14 protein-coding genes are annotated in these 19332 nt (G+C 27.1%); 9 read left to right on the top strand and 5 right to left on the bottom strand.

Annotated features, from left to right (window positions below):
• Positions 1–23 precede the first annotated feature (23 nt).
• From ASUIS_RS05620 to ASUIS_RS05605, 4 genes are all read right to left on the bottom strand, one after another.
• Positions 24–1460: a sensor domain-containing diguanylate cyclase gene (locus ASUIS_RS05620; protein ID WP_118886092.1), complete on the bottom strand. Its 1437-nt coding sequence runs from the start codon at positions 1458–1460 to the stop codon at positions 24–26.
• Positions 1461–1545: 85 nt separating this feature from the next.
• A complete protein-coding gene (locus tag ASUIS_RS05615) occupies positions 1546–2589 on the bottom strand; it encodes a hypothetical protein (protein WP_118886091.1) in 1044 nt (347 codons plus the stop codon).
• 134 nt (positions 2590–2723) lie between these two features.
• Positions 2724–3431: a hypothetical protein gene (locus tag ASUIS_RS05610; RefSeq protein WP_118886090.1), complete on the bottom strand. Its 708-nt coding sequence runs from the start codon at positions 3429–3431 to the stop codon at positions 2724–2726.
• 99 nt (positions 3432–3530) lie between these two features.
• A complete protein-coding gene (locus ASUIS_RS05605) occupies positions 3531–6104 on the bottom strand; it encodes a bifunctional aconitate hydratase 2/2-methylisocitrate dehydratase (RefSeq protein WP_118886089.1) in 2574 nt (857 codons plus the stop codon).
• 300 nt (positions 6105–6404) lie between these two features.
• On the opposite strand from ASUIS_RS05605, the gene ASUIS_RS05600 reads away from it, so the two are divergent.
• The 8 genes from ASUIS_RS05600 to ASUIS_RS05565 all read left to right on the top strand — a co-directional run bounded on the left by ASUIS_RS05600 (position 6405) and on the right by ASUIS_RS05565 (position 17680).
• The gene (locus tag ASUIS_RS05600; RefSeq protein ID WP_118886088.1) at positions 6405–6845 is read left to right on the top strand and encodes a YiiD C-terminal domain-containing protein; all 441 of its coding nucleotides are present in this window, start codon (positions 6405–6407) and stop codon (positions 6843–6845) included.
• A gap of 258 nt (positions 6846–7103) precedes the next feature.
• Complete coding sequence (def, locus tag ASUIS_RS05595; protein WP_118886087.1) at positions 7104–7631, top strand: peptide deformylase; 528 nt, start codon at positions 7104–7106, stop codon at positions 7629–7631.
• A 39-nt stretch (positions 7632–7670) separates the two neighbouring features.
• Positions 7671–7928, top strand: a complete 258-nt coding sequence (locus ASUIS_RS05590; RefSeq protein ID WP_118886086.1) for a hypothetical protein — start codon at positions 7671–7673, stop codon at positions 7926–7928.
• 137 nt (positions 7929–8065) lie between these two features.
• Positions 8066–9799: an AMP-dependent synthetase/ligase gene (locus tag ASUIS_RS05585; protein WP_118886085.1), complete on the top strand. Its 1734-nt coding sequence runs from the start codon at positions 8066–8068 to the stop codon at positions 9797–9799.
• Between the two features lie 9 nt (positions 9800–9808).
• Positions 9809–11083 carry a thiolase family protein gene (locus ASUIS_RS05580; protein ID WP_118886084.1) on the top strand — a complete coding sequence of 425 codons (1275 nt, stop codon included), beginning with the start codon at positions 9809–9811 and terminating at the stop codon, positions 11081–11083.
• 2 nt (positions 11084–11085) lie between these two features.
• On the top strand, positions 11086–13194 hold the full coding sequence (locus tag ASUIS_RS05575) for a 3-hydroxyacyl-CoA dehydrogenase NAD-binding domain-containing protein (RefSeq protein WP_118886083.1): 2109 nt from the start codon (positions 11086–11088) through the stop codon (positions 13192–13194).
• Positions 13182–15542 (top strand): acyl-CoA dehydrogenase, encoded by a 2361-nt coding sequence (locus tag ASUIS_RS05570; RefSeq protein ID WP_118886082.1) that lies wholly within the window; start codon positions 13182–13184, stop codon positions 15540–15542. The genes ASUIS_RS05575 and ASUIS_RS05570 overlap by 13 nt, the downstream gene beginning before the upstream one ends.
• Positions 15542–17680, top strand: coding sequence for an alpha/beta fold hydrolase (locus ASUIS_RS05565; RefSeq protein ID WP_118886081.1), 2139 nt, complete (start codon positions 15542–15544; stop codon positions 17678–17680). Before ASUIS_RS05570 ends, ASUIS_RS05565 begins: the two co-directional genes overlap by 1 nt.
• Positions 17681–17704: 24 nt before the next feature.
• On the opposite strand, the gene ASUIS_RS05560 is transcribed toward ASUIS_RS05565, so the two are convergent.
• Positions 17705–18415, bottom strand: coding sequence for a YebC/PmpR family DNA-binding transcriptional regulator (locus ASUIS_RS05560; RefSeq protein ID WP_118886080.1), 711 nt, complete (start codon positions 18413–18415; stop codon positions 17705–17707).
• Between the two features lie 173 nt (positions 18416–18588).
• Here ASUIS_RS05560 and ASUIS_RS05555 point away from each other — a divergent pair, with 173 nt between their 5' ends.
• Complete coding sequence (locus tag ASUIS_RS05555; RefSeq protein WP_118886079.1) at positions 18589–19332, top strand: MlaA family lipoprotein; 744 nt, start codon at positions 18589–18591, stop codon at positions 19330–19332.

Below are 19332 nucleotides of genomic sequence, written 5' to 3'. Positions count from 1 at the left end.
TTTATTATTAATTGGTTATGAATTTAATTTATTATTGATATTTTATTTTTACCATTATTTTTAGATTCATACATCGCCATATCAGCTCTATTTATCAAATCATCCATATTATCGTCATTTTTTAATGCTGTTAATCCAAAACTAGCTGTTATAATTGATTGATTTAATTCTTTTAATATATAATCATTTTCTATTAAATTTTTCAATTTTTCTGTAGCAATTAAAGAATCTTCAAATGAACTATTTACATAAGCAATAACAAATTCTTCTCCTCCCCATCTTGCTAACAAATCACTTTTTCGTATATTATTTTTCAATATGCTTGCAATTCTAATAAGAGCTTTATCTCCTGTTGCATGTCCAAACTTATCATTAATATCTTTAAAATTATCTATATCAAGAAAAAGTAAATTCATAGATTGATTATGTCGTTGATGAATTAAAATAGAGTGTTCTAATTTTGAATTAAAAACTCTACGATTATTTACATTTGTTAATAAATCATTATCAGCTAAGTGCTCTAATTTTTTATTATATTTTCTAATCACATAAATTATAATAACCGTAACAAAAAATGTAAAGAATAAGGAAACAAAAAGATTGATATAAAATATATCTTTTACATCAGTAATAAAATCATCAAGATTAGCTTCAACTAATAAATATAAATTTAGTTCAGGTATATATTTAGTATTTAAAAGAATTTTTTTATTATTGTTCTCATACTCTAAATTTAGAGGTTCTTTTGAAATAATCTCATTTTTATATTTTCTTAAATTAGGTAATTCATCAATATTTTTTTCATGAATAATATCTCTTTCAGATAAAACAATATCACCTTTTTCATCCAAGAAATATACTCTAAAATGATATTTCTGTCTAAATGTTTTTAACATATCATTAATATATGAAATTTTTAAAGCAACACCTGTTGCTCCAATATAAGAATATTTTTTATCAAATATTTTATAATTTATAAACATAATTAAAGAATTTGATAAATTTTTATTAAAATCTAAATTTATTTCATGGCTTTCTTGAATATGTTTAAATTTAAAATACCAAGAATTATTAGGATTTTCTTTTTCAATTTTTTCAAGTAAGCCATCTTGAGTATAATAATTACCTGATTTTTCAGATACCAAAAATGTTGCAAACATAGCATATTTATTTTTTACTGCATCTAAATATTCTTTTATTTTATGATTATTAACTTCATCATTTAATATCCAATCTTGTACAAAAGTATCATTTGCCATCATTGAAGATACTAAATAAGGTTCAATAATATGTTTTTGAATTTCTGTATAAATATTATCTAAAGAAAGTGGTAATGACTGTGTTTTTAAATGTTTTTCTGTACTATTTAATGAAACAAAATAATTAATAAAAGTTATTGATATAGAAAGTGTTATAAGTAATAAACTAATTAGAATAACAATTTTATATTTGGAATTCATTAAATACCTCTTAATATGTTAAATTTATTTGCATTATAACTATTAAAAGTTAAAAATTAAACTAATTGTAATAATATTGATGTAGTTAAGCAACTACATCAATTGAGTTTACAACTCCTAGTCCTGAACCATCTTCTTTCACAAAGATTCCATTGCTTTTTTGTAACGCATCAGTTTGGTTCATAGCGCTTTGATATTTAAATCCACTTTGTACATCTCCTAAATAAATTGCACCTACATTTCTATCAATAAGTGAGACTAAAGAATGATTTCCATTTTCATCTATACTGTAAACTTTGAGTTTATCAAAAACAGCATCTTTTTCATCTATCCAATTATTTTTATCCTCATCATATAAAGCAAGTTCAGCAAAACCATTATTTGTAGTTGGTCCAAAAAGTTCACTACCATTATCAATTTTTTCATTCTCATTTTTATCTAAAGCTAAAAAACCAGCACCAAGTTTGAGTTGAGGAATCATTTCAGTAATTCCATCATTATCTAAATCAAATGCGAAATGTAAATTACTTATATTTGCAAAAGGATTAACATCTTCATCATAATTAATCACCAAGGGATCAATAAAACTTTTATCTCCAACAATTATTTGAGTGCTTTGTGATTCATAAAATTCCTGAGAAAAAGAAAGGTCAATATTCATCTCAAATGATTGAGTTGGTGTTTGGATTTTTACAGAAGAAGAAAACTCTATAGCCTGTTTTTGGTAATATTGTTCTTGTGTATTAAATACTATTGCTTTAAGTTCTTTTTCATTTGATTGTTGTATTTTATAAGGATTTGTTGAGTTTGAAAAATCATTTTTGATTACATTATACTTCTTATTTGGATATATGGAAGTATCTGCTTTTTCTCCATTAAGTCGCCCAAGTAATATTTCAATCAATAATTTTTTTATACGATCTTCAAAACTTAGATTATCTTCATAATCATAAACAGCACGACTATTTTGAGTCATGAATGAATAAGATTCTTGTAAGCTAATAGCTGTAATATTATTTTCATTTACATTATTTTCTTCATAATGAGATTCTACAGATGTACTTTGCGAGTGTACAAAACTAAATTGAGTTTTAGAGTAAAGACTAACTTGTGAATTTTCTATTATCATAATAAATCCTTTTTAAACTAATATTAAGAATTGTATAACAAATAAGAATAATTGTCAACATTATTAAAAAGAATTTATTTAGTTTTGAATATATTCTCAAGTTAGTACTTGAGAATATATAATACATATAGATTTTAATCTAAAATAGTTTGTGTATCAAGTATAGAAAAAGATTCTTCTAAACTACCATCATCTTTATCTTTTCTCATAAATAATACGATTCCTATATCTTTTGCCATATAAATATGATATTCACCATCTACATAACTATCTTGACATGATAATTCAATAACATTCTTATAATCTTTATTTTTTACAGAATATTTTGATTTAAAGAATTCGTTAATTTTGTCTTTTATACTCATATTTTCATAATAGTTAGAAAATGTACAAATTAACATATTCCCATCGATATCATTTTCTTCAATAACTTTATCTTTAATTCTTATATTTCTTTTGTAAGAAGAAATTTGTTGTTCATCTACATAAAACTTCTCTTTTATTTCATTTTGAAAAATATTATATTTTAAATCAACACTTTTATTAGAAAGCATTGTTTTGTAATTTTGTTTATTTATATCCTCAAAAAAAGTATACTGTTCTACTTGATTCAAATCTATGTTGCTTTTTTTATATAGATTAAAATCTGTATAAGTACTTGTTCTTGAACCATCATTATATTGTTCTGTAAAATTTTTATTCAAAACAACTTTATTGTCATTTAAACTTTTAACATTAAACCAATGATTAGATAAATCATAACTGTTCATACTAAAATCTTTTTGAACACAACCTGTAAATAGAGCTAAAACGGCAATCACACATATATTTTTTTTGAACATAATTTCTTCTTTTAACTATAAATTTATTTTATTACCAAAAGTACATATATAAAAAAACCGAGGTGCAAGACCTCGGTTTTTAAATCTCATAAATAACTATTAAGAGTGAACTAAGTTAGTTAATTGCTCAGAAGTAACTTGGTGGAAGTTTAAGTATTTATAAACACCCTCTTTGTTTTTCTCTGTAATTTTCTTAGGTACGATTTCCATATACTCTTTAACAGATGGTAATCTTCCTAAAAGTGCAGCAACAGCGGCAACTTCAGCAGAACCTAAATAAACTTGAGAGTTTTTACCAAGTCTGTTATCGAAGTTTCTTGTAGACGTAGAGAATACAGCAGAACCTTCAGAAACTTGAGCTTGGTTACCCATACATAAAGAACATCCAGGAATTTCTAATCTTGCACCAGCTGCTGCAAAGATTGAATAATAACCCTCTTCAGTTAATTGTTCTTTATCCATTTTTGTTGGTGGTGCAACCCATAGTTTAGCAGGAACTTCACCCTCACCTTTAAGCACTTCACCTAAAGCTCTGAATAATCCAATATTAGTCATACAAGAACCTACGAATACTTCGTCGATTTTTTTAATTCTTTTTGGATCATTGTTGATGTTTGTTAATGTATCAACATCATCTGGATCGTTTGGACAAGCTAAGATTGGCTCAGTAATTGTATTTAAATCAATTTCAATGATTGCTTTATATTCAGCATCAGCGTCAGGAGTTAATAATACTGGGTTTTTAATCCATTCTCTCATTTTATCCGCTCTTCTTTGAAGAGTTTTAGCATCTTCATAACCTTCTTCAATCATTTTTTCAATTAAAGCAATGTTTGAAGATAGATATTCAATAATTGGTTCTTTATTTAATTGAACAGAACAAGCAGCTGCTGATCTTTCTGCAGCTGAATCTGATAATTCAAATGCTTGCTCAACTTTTAAGTCTGGTAAACCTTGAATTTCAACGATTGTTCCAGCAAATACATTTTTCTTACCTTTTTTCTCAACAGTTAATAAACCATCTTGAATAGCTTGGTAAGGAATAGCATTAACTAAATCTCTTAAAGTAATTCCTGGTTGCATTTCACCTTTGAATCTTACTAATACAGATTCTGGCATAGTTAAAGGCATCATACCTGTAACACCTGCGAATGCGATTAATCCTGATCCTGCTGGGAATGAAATACCAATTGGGAATCTTGTATGAGAATCTCCACCAGTACCAACAGTATCTGGTAAACATAATCTATTTAACCATGAGTGAATAACACCATCACCTGGTCTTAATGTAACTCCACCTCTTGAAGAAATAAATTCTGGTAAAGTATGTCTTAATTTAATGTCAGCTGGTTTTGGGTAAGCAGCAGTGTGACAGAATGATTGCATAACCATATCAGCACCAAAAGAAAGTGCAGCAAGTTCTTTAATTTCATCTCTAGTCATTGGTCCAGTTGTATCTTGAGATCCTACAGTTGTAGCGATTGGCTCAACATACATACCTGGTTTAACACCTGCAACACCACAAGCTTTTCCAACCATTTTTTGAGCTTGAGTAAACCCTTTTCCATTATCAGCTGGTTGAGAAGCAGCAATAAATGCAGTTGAAGCACCTAAACCTAATGCAGCTCTAGCTTTTGCAGTTAAACCTTTTCCAATAATTAAAGGAATTCTTCCACCAGCTCTCATTTCGTCTGTTAAAGTATTTGGAGCTAAAGTAAATTTAGAAACAACAGCACCATCTTTTTCAATTACACCAGCGTATGGCTTAATTGTAATAACATCACCAGTTTCTAAAGCATCAACGCTAGCTTCAATTGGTAAACATCCTGAATCTTCTGCAGTATTAAAGAAAATTGGAGCAATAATAGAACCTAATACAACCCCACCAGTTCTTTTATTTGGAACACCTGGAATATCTCTACCCATGTGCCATTGAACTGAGTTGATTCCTGATTTTCTTGAAGATCCAGTTCCAACAACATCACCAACATAAGCTAAAGGATAACCTTTTTGTTTTAATTCAGCCATTTTTTCTAATGGTTTTTCCATTCTTGATTGTAACATTGCAGTTGCGTGTAATGGAATATCAGATCTTGTAAATGCAACAGTTGCAGGAGATAAATCATCTGTATTTGTTTCACCAGGAATTTTATATACAGTTAAAGTCATTTCTTCTTCTAAAGCTGGTTTATTTGTAAACCACTCAGCATTTGCCCATGATTCGATAACTTCTTTAGCTTTAGCATTTCCAGCATCCATTAAATCTTTAACTTCATTAAATGAGTTATAAACTAGGATAGTATTTTTTAATTCTTTTGCAGCAGCATCAGCAACTTCAGCAATTTTTAATGCTTCAACTAATGGAGTAACATTAAATCCACCCATCATTGTTCCTAAAATTTCAATAGCTTGAACTTTAGAAATTACAGAACAAGTTACTTTTCCTTGTACAATATCATTTAAAAATGCAGCTTTTACATAAGCAGCATCATCAACACCTGGGTTAATTTTGTTTGTAAATAAATCTAAACAGTATTCAGCTTCAACAACTGGATTAGCTTTTAATAATTCTACTAATTCAGCAGTTTGTTCAGCAGTTAAAGGTAATGCAGGTAAACCACCTTCATTAAGTCTTTCTTGCGAATGTGCTTTATAATTTGCTAATAAACTCATATATTATCTCCTCTTTATTTTAGAAAGTTTGATTTATTATATCACAAAGAAAAAAATTAGTATGTACAATTTTTGCAAAGAATAGTACAAGTTTTTATTTATGTAAATAAAAGTTACACTAAGGTAGATAATAGAGTAAATTTAATTTTATTCTAAGTAAAAGATTACTTCTTATTAGCTCATATATGTACAATTATTGTACATATATTTTATTATTTGTTCAATTTTTTTTTAGTAGTATTACTAAAGTATAGTAAGAAAAAAATTCTTCTAATTTTATTTAAAAACTAAGAGTAAATAATGACAAAAGAACTTCAAAACAAACTTTATAATGAGATTCCATTAACAAAAATGATGAAAATAAAGATTCAAGATTATAATGAAAATGAACTAATAATAACAGCTCCTCTTAAAATAAATATAAATGATAAAGGTACAGCTTTTGGTGGAAGTTTATCTACAATAACAATTATTTCTGCATGGAGTTTATGTTGGCTTATTTCAAAAGAGTTAGGCTTTGATTCAAATAATATTGTAATCATAAAAAATGAAACTAGCTTTAGAAAACCTGTAACAAAAGATATAATTTGTTATACAAAAAAACCATCATTTGAAGAGATTAAGCTATTAAAACAAAAACTAGAAACTAAAAAAAGTGCTTCTATAAAAATAGAATCTAAAATAATTGAAGATGGTCAAACTTGCGTAGATTTTTTAGGATATTATGTAATAAAATTATAAATAAATAGAAGCTATTAAACTTCTATTTACTTAAAAAAGTAGATTTTTTTTCTTTTTTCTCACTTCTTTTTTCTTTTAAAGATTTTTCTGATTTTTTCTTAACTTCTTTTTGAGAGTCTTTACCTTTTGCCATTTTAGCTCCTTTATAATTTGTACGAATATAAGCACATTGTATCTGAATAAATGGATTATGCTTTCATAATAGAAATTCATGTACAATCTTTGCAATTAATAACTGTATATGTTAAAAGGTTTAAAATGTTTAATGCAAATGATATAAAAATAGCAAAACTTGGAGAAAAAGTTTTAAGACTAAAAGCTAAAAAAGTAAAAAATATAAAAAGTGAAGAAACACAAAAAATTGTATCATATATGCTAGCAACTTTAAAAAAATCAAATGGAGTAGGATTAGCAGCTCCTCAGATTTCTATTTCAAAACAGATTATGATAATTTCATCAAAACCAAATGATAGATACCCAAATGCTCCATATATGCAAGATTTAATTTTAATAAATCCCAAAATAATCAAAACTTCAAAGGGAAAAAATAAAGATTGGGAAGGATGTTTAAGCATTCCTGGAATCAGAGCAAAAGTTCCAAGATATAACAAAATAAAAGTAAAATATAAAACCATAAATGATGAGAAAAAAACTATAATTTTCAAAGATTTTGTAGCTAGAATTTTCCAACATGAATATGACCATTTAATTGGACTTGCTTTTATTGATAGAGTTAAAACAACAAAAGATATTATAAGTGAAGAAGTTTATTTCAAAACAATCTAATAATTTTTGGTATCATTTAAAAAAAATTTAGGAAAACAAATGTCAAATATAGAAAAACTTGCAAAAATTCTAAAAGAGGAATTAATTCCAGAACTTGATGAAAATTTAGAAGAGATTATGGACATAATCGATAGTGGTGATTGTTCAAAAGATGATAAAGATGAACTAAAATATCTTGAAGAGATGAAAGCATATTTTGATGAAGTTGAACTTGATATAACAAACAATAATCTAAGTGAAGAAGATGCTTTAGATATTTTAGAAGTTCTTGAAGATATGAGATTGGATAAAGAGTAAATTTTTTATCCAAATATATAATATGTGTAATTTCTACTGTTTATAATATAAACAATATCTATTTTTCAGCCCTTCTCTTGATAAAAAATTATTTATAGTTATAATTATTATAATTGAATTATGATAGGAGAGCTAAAATGAATACTTACAACTTCAAAACCTATAGTGAACTTTTTTTACATATATCAAACAACTATGATAATGAATATTTTTTAAACTATTTATCAAATGGAAAATATACAAATATCTCAACAAGTGATTTTAAAAACAAAGTTATTTGCTTAAGTCTTGCCCTAAAAGATATGGGGATTCAAAAGGGTGATACGGTTGGGATTTTTGCTAATTCTTCACCATTTTGGCTTATTTTTGATTTTGCTATTTTACAAGTTGGAGCTATTAGTGTTCCTATTTTTGCAAATATCTCAACAACTAATCTTAACTTTGAAATAAAAGATTCAGCTATGAAATATATGTTTATAGATTCACAAGAAAGACTCAAAGATATAGAAAAAGATAATTCGCATCTTACTTTTATAACTCACAATTTTTGTATAAAAGAGCCAAATTTTTATAACTTTGATGAAATTCTAGTTATTGGAAAACAGATTTGTGATTCTACTGGATTTACTTCTTTTGAGGCAAATCCCGATGATATTTTTTCTATTATTTACACAAGTGGAAACACAGGAACCCCCAAAGGTGTAATGTTAAGCCATAAAAACATAGTTTCACAACTTCACGATATAAATAAACTTATTGATTTACCAAAAGGTGAAGTTTCACTTTCACTTCTTCCTTTGGCTCATATTTTTGAGAGAACTGTTATGAGTTATTATTTGAGTCGTGGAATTAGTATCTATTTTGTAGATGATGTTTTAAATGTTGCAAATCTTATGAAAGTTGTAAAACCTACGATTATGACAGTAGTTCCAAGGCTTCTTGAAAAAATATTTAATAAAATAAAAGCTCAAATTTTAGAAAAACCATTTTTTAGCAGAGTCATTGCTTCTTTGGCTTTTTCTTATGCTTTAAAAGAAAATTTGGATAAAAGTTCTATTTTATTTAAAATTTATGACAAATTAGTTTATTCAAAATTTAGAGAAATATTTGGTTCAAGGGTTGATAAACTCGTAAGTGGTGGAGCGCCTTTATCAAAAGATATAGCAATATTCTTTGTAAATATTGGAGTTCCCGTTTATCAAGGATATGGAATGACAGAGTTTTCGCCAGTTGTTTCAACGAATTATCCAAATGCAAATAAAGTTGGTTCTTGTGGAAAAGTGATTCCAAGTGCGCAAATAAAAATTACCCAAAACAATGAACTTCTCGTTCGTGGTGATTCTTTAATGCTTGGATATTTAAATCAAGAAGAACTTACAAAAAATACTATTGATAGTGAAGGTTGGCTTCATACGGGAGATGTTGCTTTTTTGGATGAAGATGGATATTTATTTATAAAAAGTAGACTAAAAGATATATTTAAAACTTCAACGGGAGAGTATGTAAATGCAGTTGAAATTGAGCAAAAACTCTCTAAAAATAGATATATTGAGTTTGCAGTTGTAATCTCTCAAAATAGGAAATATACAACTGCCCTACTTTTTGTGGATAAAGAAAAATATGAAAATGCTAAAAAACTAAATAAGAATTTAACAATAGAAGAATATTATAATAAAGATGATATTCTAAAGAATATTTCAAACCATATAAATAGTGTGAATTCTGGTTTAAATAAATGGGAAAAAATAGTAAAATTCAAAATCTTAACAAATGATATTTCCATAGAAACTGGTGAATTAACACCATCTATGAAAATTAGTAGAAGTAAAATTGAAGAAAAATACGCAAATATTATAAATAGTATGTATTAGGAGTTTAAATTGAAAGAAAGAATAGCCATAATAGACGGACTAAGAAGTCCAATAGCAAAAGCAAATGGAAAACTAAATGATATAAGTGCTGATACTTTAGGTGCAATTATTACAAAAGAGTTAGTTTTACGAAATGATTTAGATTATAAACAATTTGATGAAGTGATTATGGGAAATGTTGCCCAACCTGCAAATGCAGCAAATATCGCAAGAGTTATGGCAATAAGAGCTGGATTTCCACAATCAACACCAGCTTATACGGTTCATAGAAACTGCGCATCTGGAATGCAGTCAATTTCAAGTGCAATTGAAAAAATAAACTCAAATCAAGGTGATTTATACCTAGTTGGTGGAATGGAATCTATGAGTAATATTCCATTACTTTATAGTGATAATTTTAGAAATCTTATTACAAAATTTACCTATTCAAAATCTATTAGTGAAAGATTTAAACTTCTAACAACTTTTCGATTAAACTTTTTAAAACCAACTATTGGTTTGATTTCTGGTTTAACTGACCCGATTTCTGGGAAAATCATGGGAATAACAGCTGAAAATTTAGCAAATGAGTTTAAAATCAGCCGAGCAGCTCAAGATGAATATGCTTTAAATTCTCACAAAAAAGCTCAAAAAGCGATAGAAACTGGAGTTTTTAAAGATGAAATTCATCCAATTATGACAAAAAATGCTTCAATGATAGACGATGATGGAGTAAGATTTAACCAAACAATCGAGAGTTTAAGTAAACTAAATCCAATTTTCATAAAAGATGGTGGAACTGTAACTGCTGGAAATTCATCACAAGTTTCAGATGGTGCTTGTAGTTTGATTGTTTGTACTGAATCAAAAGCTAAAGAATTAAATCTTGAACCTATTGGATTTATAAGTGATTATTCTTATGCTGGACTTGATGCACATAGAATGGGATTAGGTCCTGTTTATGCTACAAAAAAACTATTTGATAAAACTGGAATTACTTTAAAAGATATTGATTTAATAGAGATAAATGAAGCCTTTGCAGCTCAAGTTATCGCAAATTTAAAAGCTTTTGCTTCAGAAGAATTTTGCCAAAAAACTTTTAATTCTCCTGCCCTTGGAGAGATTGATGAATCTATTTTAAATGTAAATGGTGGAGCAATTGCCCTTGGTCATCCAGTTGGAATGAGTGGAGCAAGAATTGTTTTAACAGCATTAAAAGAGTTAAAAAGAAGAGATAAAAACAGAGCATTAGCAACATTATGTATAGGTGGCGGACAAGGTGCTGCTTTCTTATTGGAGATATAAATATGAGCAATATAAAATTTGAAATTAACCAAAATATAGCAACGATTACGTTTGATTTAGAAAATGAAAAAATAAATAAATTATCTTTTGAAGTATTAAAAGAGTTTGATGAAAAACTAACTTTGGTACAAGAAGACCACACAATAAAAGCACTTGTAATTGATAGTGCAAAAAAAGATATTTTTATTGCTGGTGCTGATATAAAAGAGATTGAGCAACTAAAAGATTCAGAAGAAGTTTATGAAGCTTTGATGAATATTCACAAAATATTTAATAAACTTGAAAATTTACCAATTCCAACAATTGCTTATATAAATGGTGCTTGTATGGGTGGTGGACTTGAACTTGCCCTTGCTTGTAAATATAGAGTTTTAAGTACAAATGAAAAAACAAAACTAGCATTTCCAGAGATAAAACTAGGAATTTTCCCAGGCTTTGCAGGAACAATTAGAACTCCAAAATTAATAGGACTTTTAGAAGCCCTTGATTTAATATTAACTGGAAAAACAGTTGACGCAAAAAAAGCTTATAAGATAAATCTTGCCGATGCTATTTTTGATGATGCTCAAAAAGAGTTTATGTTAGGTGATTTTGTACAAAATGCAATTACTGGAAATCTTGGAAGTAGAAAAAGTTTTTATCTTTTAAATTATCCTCCATTTAATGAGATTATTTTTAAAAGAGCTCTAAAAAATCTTGAAGATAAAATAAATCCTGATTTTCAAGCTCCTTTTAAAGCACTTGAAGTAATCAAAGCAAATATGAATAAAGAATTAGAAGTTGCTATAAAAAAAGAAGCTGAAGAGTTCTCACGACTAGCTGTTACAAAAGAGTCAAAAAATCTAATAAAACTATTTTTCCTTTTTGAAAAATTAAATAAAAATTATGAAAAAACTGCTAATCCTATTTCAAATGTTGCAATTTTTGGAAATGGAGTAATGGGAAAAGGAATCATCTGGTTATTTTCAAAATATTTAAAAGATGTAAGAATTAAACTAAGAGATATTACACAAGCTCATGGAATAATCAAAGATGTTTCAAAGATTTATGACTATTTAGTAAAATCAAGAAAAATGACTAAAAATCAAATGGATTTTAAATTAAATACCATTTCATACACAGATAAACTTAGTGGTTTTAAAAATATGGAATTTGTAATTGAAGCAATAGTTGAAGATGAAGAGATAAAAAAACAGACCTACAAACAACTAGAAACTGTGTTAAATGACAATGCAATAATTGCTACAAACACATCTTCTATTTCAATTAATAAATTAGGAAAAGATTTAAAAAACAAAGAAAATTTTATTGGTGTTCACTTTTTTAACCCTGTAAATTTAATGCCATTGGTTGAAGTAATACCATCAAAACATACTTCAAAAGAGACTATAAATAGAGTTCTTGAGCTTTTAATCTCTTGTGGTAAAACTCCAATAGTTGTAGGCAATTGTGCAGGATTTATTGTAAATAGAATTTTACTTCCATATTTAAATGAAGCAGCTTTTATTGTAAGTGAAGGTTCAAAAATAGAGCATATTGACCACCTAATAAAAGGTTTTGGAATGCCTATGGGTCCATTTAATCTTGCTGATACAGTTGGAATTGATGTGGGATATAAAGTAGCTTCTATTTTACATGAAGAGTATGGATACAGAATGCCAGTTGCTCCACTAATTGAAAAAATGTATGAAGCAAAATATTTTGGTAAAAAAGGTGAAATGGGTGGTTTTTATCAATATGATGGAAAAGATGATTATGTAAATGAACATGTTATTTCAATGCTATCAAACAATGGTAAGATTATTGATGATAGTGAAATAATTCAAAGATGCCTTTATATCATGATAAATGAAGCTGCTAGATGCCTTGAAGAAAATATTGTAAGTGACGCAGCTATCATAGATTTTGCGATGATTACGGGAACTGGTTTTCCAGCTTATAAAGGTGGATTATTAACTTATGCAAATGAAGTTGGTTTAAAAAATATCTTAGAATCTTTAAGAAAATTTGAAAGAGATTATGGAAGCAGATTTGCACCATCTAATCTTTTAATCAAATTAGTTGAAGAACATGAAGATTTTGAAACAGGAGAAGTTTTATGGAAGCGTTGATTTTACTCTTTATTATTTTAGTATTTGGATTTTATTCATTTCCACTTTATAGTTATTTTGCACTAGTTGGTGCTTACTCTTTTGTATTATGTGATACAGGAATTATTTTTTGGTCAATATTTACTCTTTTGGGAGCTGTTTTTTTAGTTCCAAGTTTAAGAATGAATTTAATCACAAAAAAACTTGTAAACTTTATAAATAAAAAAGGCTTATTGCCAAAAATCTCAACAACAGAAGAAGCTGCTTTACAAGCTGGAACAAACTGGGTTGAAGCAGACTTTTTTAAAGCTCAAGTTAATTTCAAAGAGATAAATGCTCAAAAAGTTACCTTATTAACAAAAGAAGAACAAGATTTTTTAGACAATGAAGTAAATGAACTTTGTGAGATGACTACTGATTGGGAGATTTTCCAAAATAGAGATTTAAGCCCACAAGTTTGGCAATTTATCAAAGATAAAAAATTCTTTGGAATGATTATTCCAAAGGAGTATGGAGGTCTTGGATTTTCTGCAACTGCTCACTCAAGGGTTATTGAAAAACTTGTTTCAAGGTCACAAGTTTTAGCAATTACAATAATGGTTCCAAACTCACTTGGACCTGCTGAACTTATTTTAAAACATGGAACTTTAAAACAAAAAGATAGATATTTAAGTGATTTAGCACATGGTATTCAAGTTCCTTGTTTTGGTTTAACTGAGCCAAATGCTGGAAGTGATGCAACTTCTATTACTTCAAATGGTGTGGTTTTTAAAGATGAAAATGGTAAATTAAAAATCAAATTAAACTTTGAAAAAAGATATATCACTTTAGGGAATATTGCAACTTTAGTTGGACTTGCATTTGTTTTAAAAGACCCTGAACATCTACTTGGCGAAAATGAAGACTTAGGAATCACTTTTGCAGTAATTGATGCAAAAACTCCTGGACTTGATAATTCAAAAAGACACGATCCTCTTGGAATTCCTTTTGTAAACTCTCCACTTTATGGAAAAGATGTAATTATTGATATGGAAAATATCATAGGTGAAAAAGATGGTATTGGAAAAGGTTGGCAAATGCTTGTTGAATCTTTATCAATTGGACGAGGAATTTCGTTGCCAAGTGTTAGTCTTGGAGGAACAAAACTAGCTTTAAATGTTACAGCTTCATATTGCCAACTAAGAGAGCAATTTGGATTAAGTATCAACTATTTTGAAGGTGTTGAAGAAAAAATTGCAAAAATTGCAGCCTTTTCATATATGTTAAATAGTGCTAGAAACTACACGTTAGATGCTATTGATGATGGGGTAAAACCAGGAGTTATAAACTCTATTATGAAATATCATACAACTGAAAAATTCAGAACAGTAATAAATGACGCAATGGATGTTTTAGGTGGAAGTGCGATTATAAGAGGTGAAAACAACCTTTTAGCCCATGCTTATTTTGCAATTCCTATTTCAATTACTGTTGAGGGTGCAAATATCTTAACAAGAAATTTAATGCAATTTGGACAAGGATTAATCAAATCTCATCCATATATTTATACAGAAATAACTGCATTAAAAAACAATAATATTGAAAAATTTGATAAAGCTTTTTTTGCTCATATTGCTTTAGGTTTTAACTCATTTGCAAAATCATTGGCTTTCTATTTTACAAGAGCTAAGTTTAGTTACCAAAAAGGTGAATTTAAAAGATATAAACAAAAACTTCTTTGGGTTAGTAGCGAATTTACTTTTTTAACAAATGTAGCCTTAGGAATTTTAGGACCAAGTCTTAAAAAAAGAGAGAATATAAGTGCTAGATTTGGAGATATTTTATCAAATTGTTATTTGATAACTGCAACTTTAAGGGAATTTGAGAATAATCCAAATGAAGAAGATAGAGCTTTGGTTGATTATGTTTGTAACTATTGTTTTAATGAAATTCAAATAGCACGAGAAGAGATTATTTCAAATATTGGATATTTAGGATTTTTACTTCCATTAGTTAAAATCAATCCATTTTCAATAAAAGCAAAAGATAAATTAAATGCAAAAATAGTTAAAAACTTAAATAATCAAGATTATTTACAAAAACTAACTTCATCTTTATTTATAAGCTCAAATGAAAATGATAGATTAAATGTTATTCAAGAAGCTGTAAAACAAAATAAAGAGTGTGAAGCAAGTTTCAAAAAACTAAAAGAATCAATCAAAAATGAAACAATTAAAAAAGATAGTTTTGAAAATATGCTAACTCAACTTTTAGAAAAAAATATTTTATCATCAAATGAAATAGAAAAAATGAAAAAAGCTCACGCTTTAAAACAAGAAGTAATAAGTGTAGATTCATTTGAAGCAACTATTTATAAGGCTCAAAAATAATGCACAAAGATTTGTTAATAAACATAAATGGTTATGTTTTAAGTCTTTTAGAAAAAATTTTAGATGCAAATATAGAAGTAAAAGGGATTGAAAATATCCCTTTTTCAAATCCAAAAATGTTTGTTGCAAATCATTTTACAAGAATAGAAGCAATGCTTGTTCCATATACTTTATACAATATCACAAATAAAAAAGTTGGTGTAATAGCTGATGATTCACTTTTTAAAGGTTTTTTTGGAACTTTTTTAAGCAATTTAGGAGCTATGAAAAAAAGTGAAATAAATAGAAATGAACACATAATTGGAGATTTAATAACTTCATGTAAAGATTGGATGATTTTTCCAGAAGGTATTATGGTAAAAGCAAAAGATATTTCGAAAATAGATAAAAATTTTTGTGTAAAAATAGATGGAACTTGTCAAAGAGTTTATACAGGAGCTTCCGTATTTGCGCTATCTTCTCAATTTTTTAGACAAAAATATTTTGATAAAAAACTTGAAAATTATGAAGAGTTTAGCAAAAAATATTTTGTAAATGATTGTAAAGATATAAATAAAAATGAAACCATGATTGTTCCTATAAACATAAGCTATTCACGACTTAGAAATGAAGATAATTTTTTGGTTGATATGGCAAAAAAACTTTTAGAAGATATGGGTGGAAATTTCAAAGAAGAACTTAAAATTGAGAGTAATATTATTTTAAATTCAAAAATAACAATAAATATCCTAAAACCAATTTCAACAAAAGAAATTTTAAAAGATTTATATGAAAAAAATCTTCCCCAAGAAAAAATAATCAACCAACTAAGATATGAAATTACCCATGATTTTATGGATAAGATTTATGAATCTTTGACTATAAATTTTGATCATATTTTTATTTTGATTCTGTTTTTATATCCTAAAAAAAGTATAGAAATCAACTATTTTAAAAGATTGATTTATCTAAGTATTCAAGAAATAAAAAATAAAAATTTATCTTTGGATGAAGATATAAATAAAAATCTAATTCAACTAATTTCTTATGAAAAATTTGAAAAATTTGATAATGCTTTAAGTGTTGCTATAAATAATCATATTATAACTCCTGATGGAGATAGTTATTTAATAAACAAAGAAATTTTATTATACACATATAGCCACCATACAATCAGATTAAAAAACATTTTAAGAGTGATTTTAAATGAAATTTTAATAAGCCAAGAAAGTGTAAGTATAGTAAAAAAATTGATTTCAAAAAAAGAAGAAAAAAACAATGAAGAGTTGCTTTTATTACTTCAAAATCAAGAAAATGAAGAATTTGAAAAAGATTATGAAAGATATGAAAATAATCCAAATATAAAACCCAAAAATGTTGGTGTTCCTAAATATTTTGAAGCTTCAGATTCAAATACTTGCATAATAGCAATTCATGGATTTTCAGCAGCTCCAAAAGAGATGGAAAAATTAGCACTTTTTTTAAACTCTAAAAATTTAAATGTATTTACTCCAAGACTTGATGGACACGGAACAATTCCAGAGGATTTAAAAAATAAAAGTTGGCAAGATTGGTACAATAGTGTTTCAAGGTCAATCACAATAGCTACTTTAAAATACGAAAAAGTTTTTATTATTGGATTTTCAACTGGTGGATTGTTAGCACTTTTAAGTACAAAAAAATCTTACAAAGAGTTTTGTGGTTTGGTTTGTATAAATGCAGCTTTGCATTTAAATGATGTAAGAATAAAAACTTTATTGCCTGCAATTTCATTTTGGAATGATTTGGTAAAAGCTTTTAATGAAGAAAAATATCAAAAAGAATACATTGATAATGCCCCTCAAAATGCAGATATTAACTATGATAAACATTATATTGAATCTATTGAACAGCTAAATTTATTGATGAAAAAAATAAGAAAAAGCTTACCAAAAATTCAAAAACCAATATTAATAATACAAGCAAAAGATGATCCTGTTGTAAATCCAACTTCTGCTTATGAAATATTTAATAAAATAAAATCAAACAATAAAAGTTTAAAAATTATTGATTCAGCAGATCATGTAATTGTTACTCAAAAAGATACAAAAGAATTATTTGATTTTATTTATGATTTTATAGATAAATTAGATATAAAAGAATTTGAAAATAAAATATAGGAATTTTCCTATATTTTAAAAATGTTAAGCGATATTTGTATAAACAGCTTGAACATCATCGTCATCTTCAAGTTTTTCTATTAATTTACCAATATCTTCTTGTTGAGCTTCTGTAAATTCTTGAGGATTATTTGGAATTCTTTTTAACTCAGCTTTTGTAAGTTCGATTCCCAACTCTTCAAATTTTTGATTCATATTTCCAAAATCTGTATAATTTGCATAAGCTAAAACTAAACCTTCTTCTTCATCAATCTCTTCAAGACCAGCATCAATAAGTTCTAATTCTAACTCTTCAAGTTCCATATTAGCAGGTTTTGTAAACTCAAAAATCGCTTTTCTATCGAAGAAAAATTCCAAAGAACCAGTAGGAACAACTTGTCCATTTGTTTTATTAAAATACATTTTTACATTTGCAACAGTTCTTGTATTATTATCAGTTGCAGTTTCTACAAAAATTAAAACTCCATGAGGACCTTTTCCTTCAAAGTTTACTTCAGCAAAACTTGCTGAATCTTTTCCACTTGCTCTTTTAATTGCCGCATCAATATTTGTTTTTGGCATATTTTCGGCTTTAGCATTTAAAATAGCAGTTCTTAATGCTGAATTCATTTCAGGATCTGGAACTCCTGATTTTGCTGCCATTTCAATTGCTTTTGCTAATTTTGGGAAAACTCTTGACATATTTCCCCATCTTTTCATCTTAGCAGCTTTTCTATATTCAAAGGCTCTACCCATAATAACTCCAATTTGTTTTTCAAAATTTTCGCCATTATATCAGGTTTGTAATAAATAGTTAATGAGAAATTTATTTTCAAACTATTAAAATAATAAATACTTAAAAAATAACACTTAAACAATGTTTCTATATATTTTTAATATAATATCCGCTATTAAAAAAAAGGCTTAATTTGAAAAATCTTATTCTTATACTTTTATTAGTAAATTTTAGTTTAGCAAATGAAAATAATAATGATAATTTTGATGAAGAATTTAATTCAGAATTTTCAACAAAAAAAGAAGAAATATTTGACCCATTAAGTGGATATAATAGATTAATGACTACTTTTAATGATAAAGTTTTTATTAATGTTTTAAATCCTATTGCAGAAAGTTATGCTTATGTTACTCCTGAAACAGTTAGAATAGGTATTAACAACTTTTTTCAAAATATAATGTTTCCAGTAAGATTTTCAAATAATTTATTACAATTAAAATTTAAAAATTCAAGTGAAGAACTAGGAAGATTTTTAGTTAATACTCTTTGGGGACTTGGAGGATTTATGGATCCAGCCACAAAAGAGCTTAATATGAAAGCCCATAAAGAAGATTTTGGTCAAACTTTAGGTTTTTATGGAGTTGGTGAAGGATTCCATGTTGTTTTACCATTTTTAGGACCATCAAATTTAAGAGATATTGCTGGACTTGCAGCTGATTCTTATGTAAATCCTTTAACAGTGACAGGAGATAATGATTTAAAATACAAAATACCTAATACATTGCTAGAACAAGTTGGAATTCAAACATTTGATGTAATAAATTCAACTTCATTAACATTAGGACAATATGAATCATTAAGAAAAGATGCTTTAGATTTATATCCATTTTTAAGAGATATTTACACACAAGCAAGAAAAAAACAGATTGAGGAATAA

The organism is Arcobacter suis CECT 7833 (assembly GCF_003544815.1).
Taxonomy (GTDB): Bacteria; Campylobacterota; Campylobacteria; order Campylobacterales; family Arcobacteraceae; genus Aliarcobacter; species Aliarcobacter suis.
Note: the sequence above shows the minus strand (reverse complement) of the source record. Positions and strands in the feature narration are given on the sequence as shown.

What these genes read in the sequence shown, in the direction of transcription:
- ASUIS_RS05620 (WP_118886092.1), bottom strand. Translation starts at nt 1,460, where the DNA reads ATGAATTCCAAATATAAAATTGTTATTCTAATTAGTTTATTACTTATA.
- ASUIS_RS05615 (WP_118886091.1), bottom strand. Translation starts at nt 2,589, where the DNA reads ATGATAATAGAAAATTCACAAGTTAGTCTTTACTCTAAAACTCAATTT.
- ASUIS_RS05610 (WP_118886090.1), bottom strand. Translation starts at nt 3,431, where the DNA reads ATGTTCAAAAAAAATATATGTGTGATTGCCGTTTTAGCTCTATTTACA.
- ASUIS_RS05605 (WP_118886089.1), bottom strand. Translation starts at nt 6,104, where the DNA reads ATGAGTTTATTAGCAAATTATAAAGCACATTCGCAAGAAAGACTTAAT.
- ASUIS_RS05600 (WP_118886088.1), top strand. Translation starts at nt 6,405, where the DNA reads ATGACAAAAGAACTTCAAAACAAACTTTATAATGAGATTCCATTAACA.
- def (WP_118886087.1), top strand. Translation starts at nt 7,104, where the DNA reads ATGTTTAATGCAAATGATATAAAAATAGCAAAACTTGGAGAAAAAGTT.
- ASUIS_RS05590 (WP_118886086.1), top strand. Translation starts at nt 7,671, where the DNA reads ATGTCAAATATAGAAAAACTTGCAAAAATTCTAAAAGAGGAATTAATT.
- ASUIS_RS05585 (WP_118886085.1), top strand. Translation starts at nt 8,066, where the DNA reads ATGAATACTTACAACTTCAAAACCTATAGTGAACTTTTTTTACATATA.
- ASUIS_RS05575 (WP_118886083.1), top strand. Translation starts at nt 11,086, where the DNA reads ATGAGCAATATAAAATTTGAAATTAACCAAAATATAGCAACGATTACG.
- ASUIS_RS05570 (WP_118886082.1), top strand. Translation starts at nt 13,182, where the DNA reads ATGGAAGCGTTGATTTTACTCTTTATTATTTTAGTATTTGGATTTTAT.
- ASUIS_RS05565 (WP_118886081.1), top strand. Translation starts at nt 15,542, where the DNA reads ATGCACAAAGATTTGTTAATAAACATAAATGGTTATGTTTTAAGTCTT.
- ASUIS_RS05560 (WP_118886080.1), bottom strand. Translation starts at nt 18,415, where the DNA reads ATGGGTAGAGCCTTTGAATATAGAAAAGCTGCTAAGATGAAAAGATGG.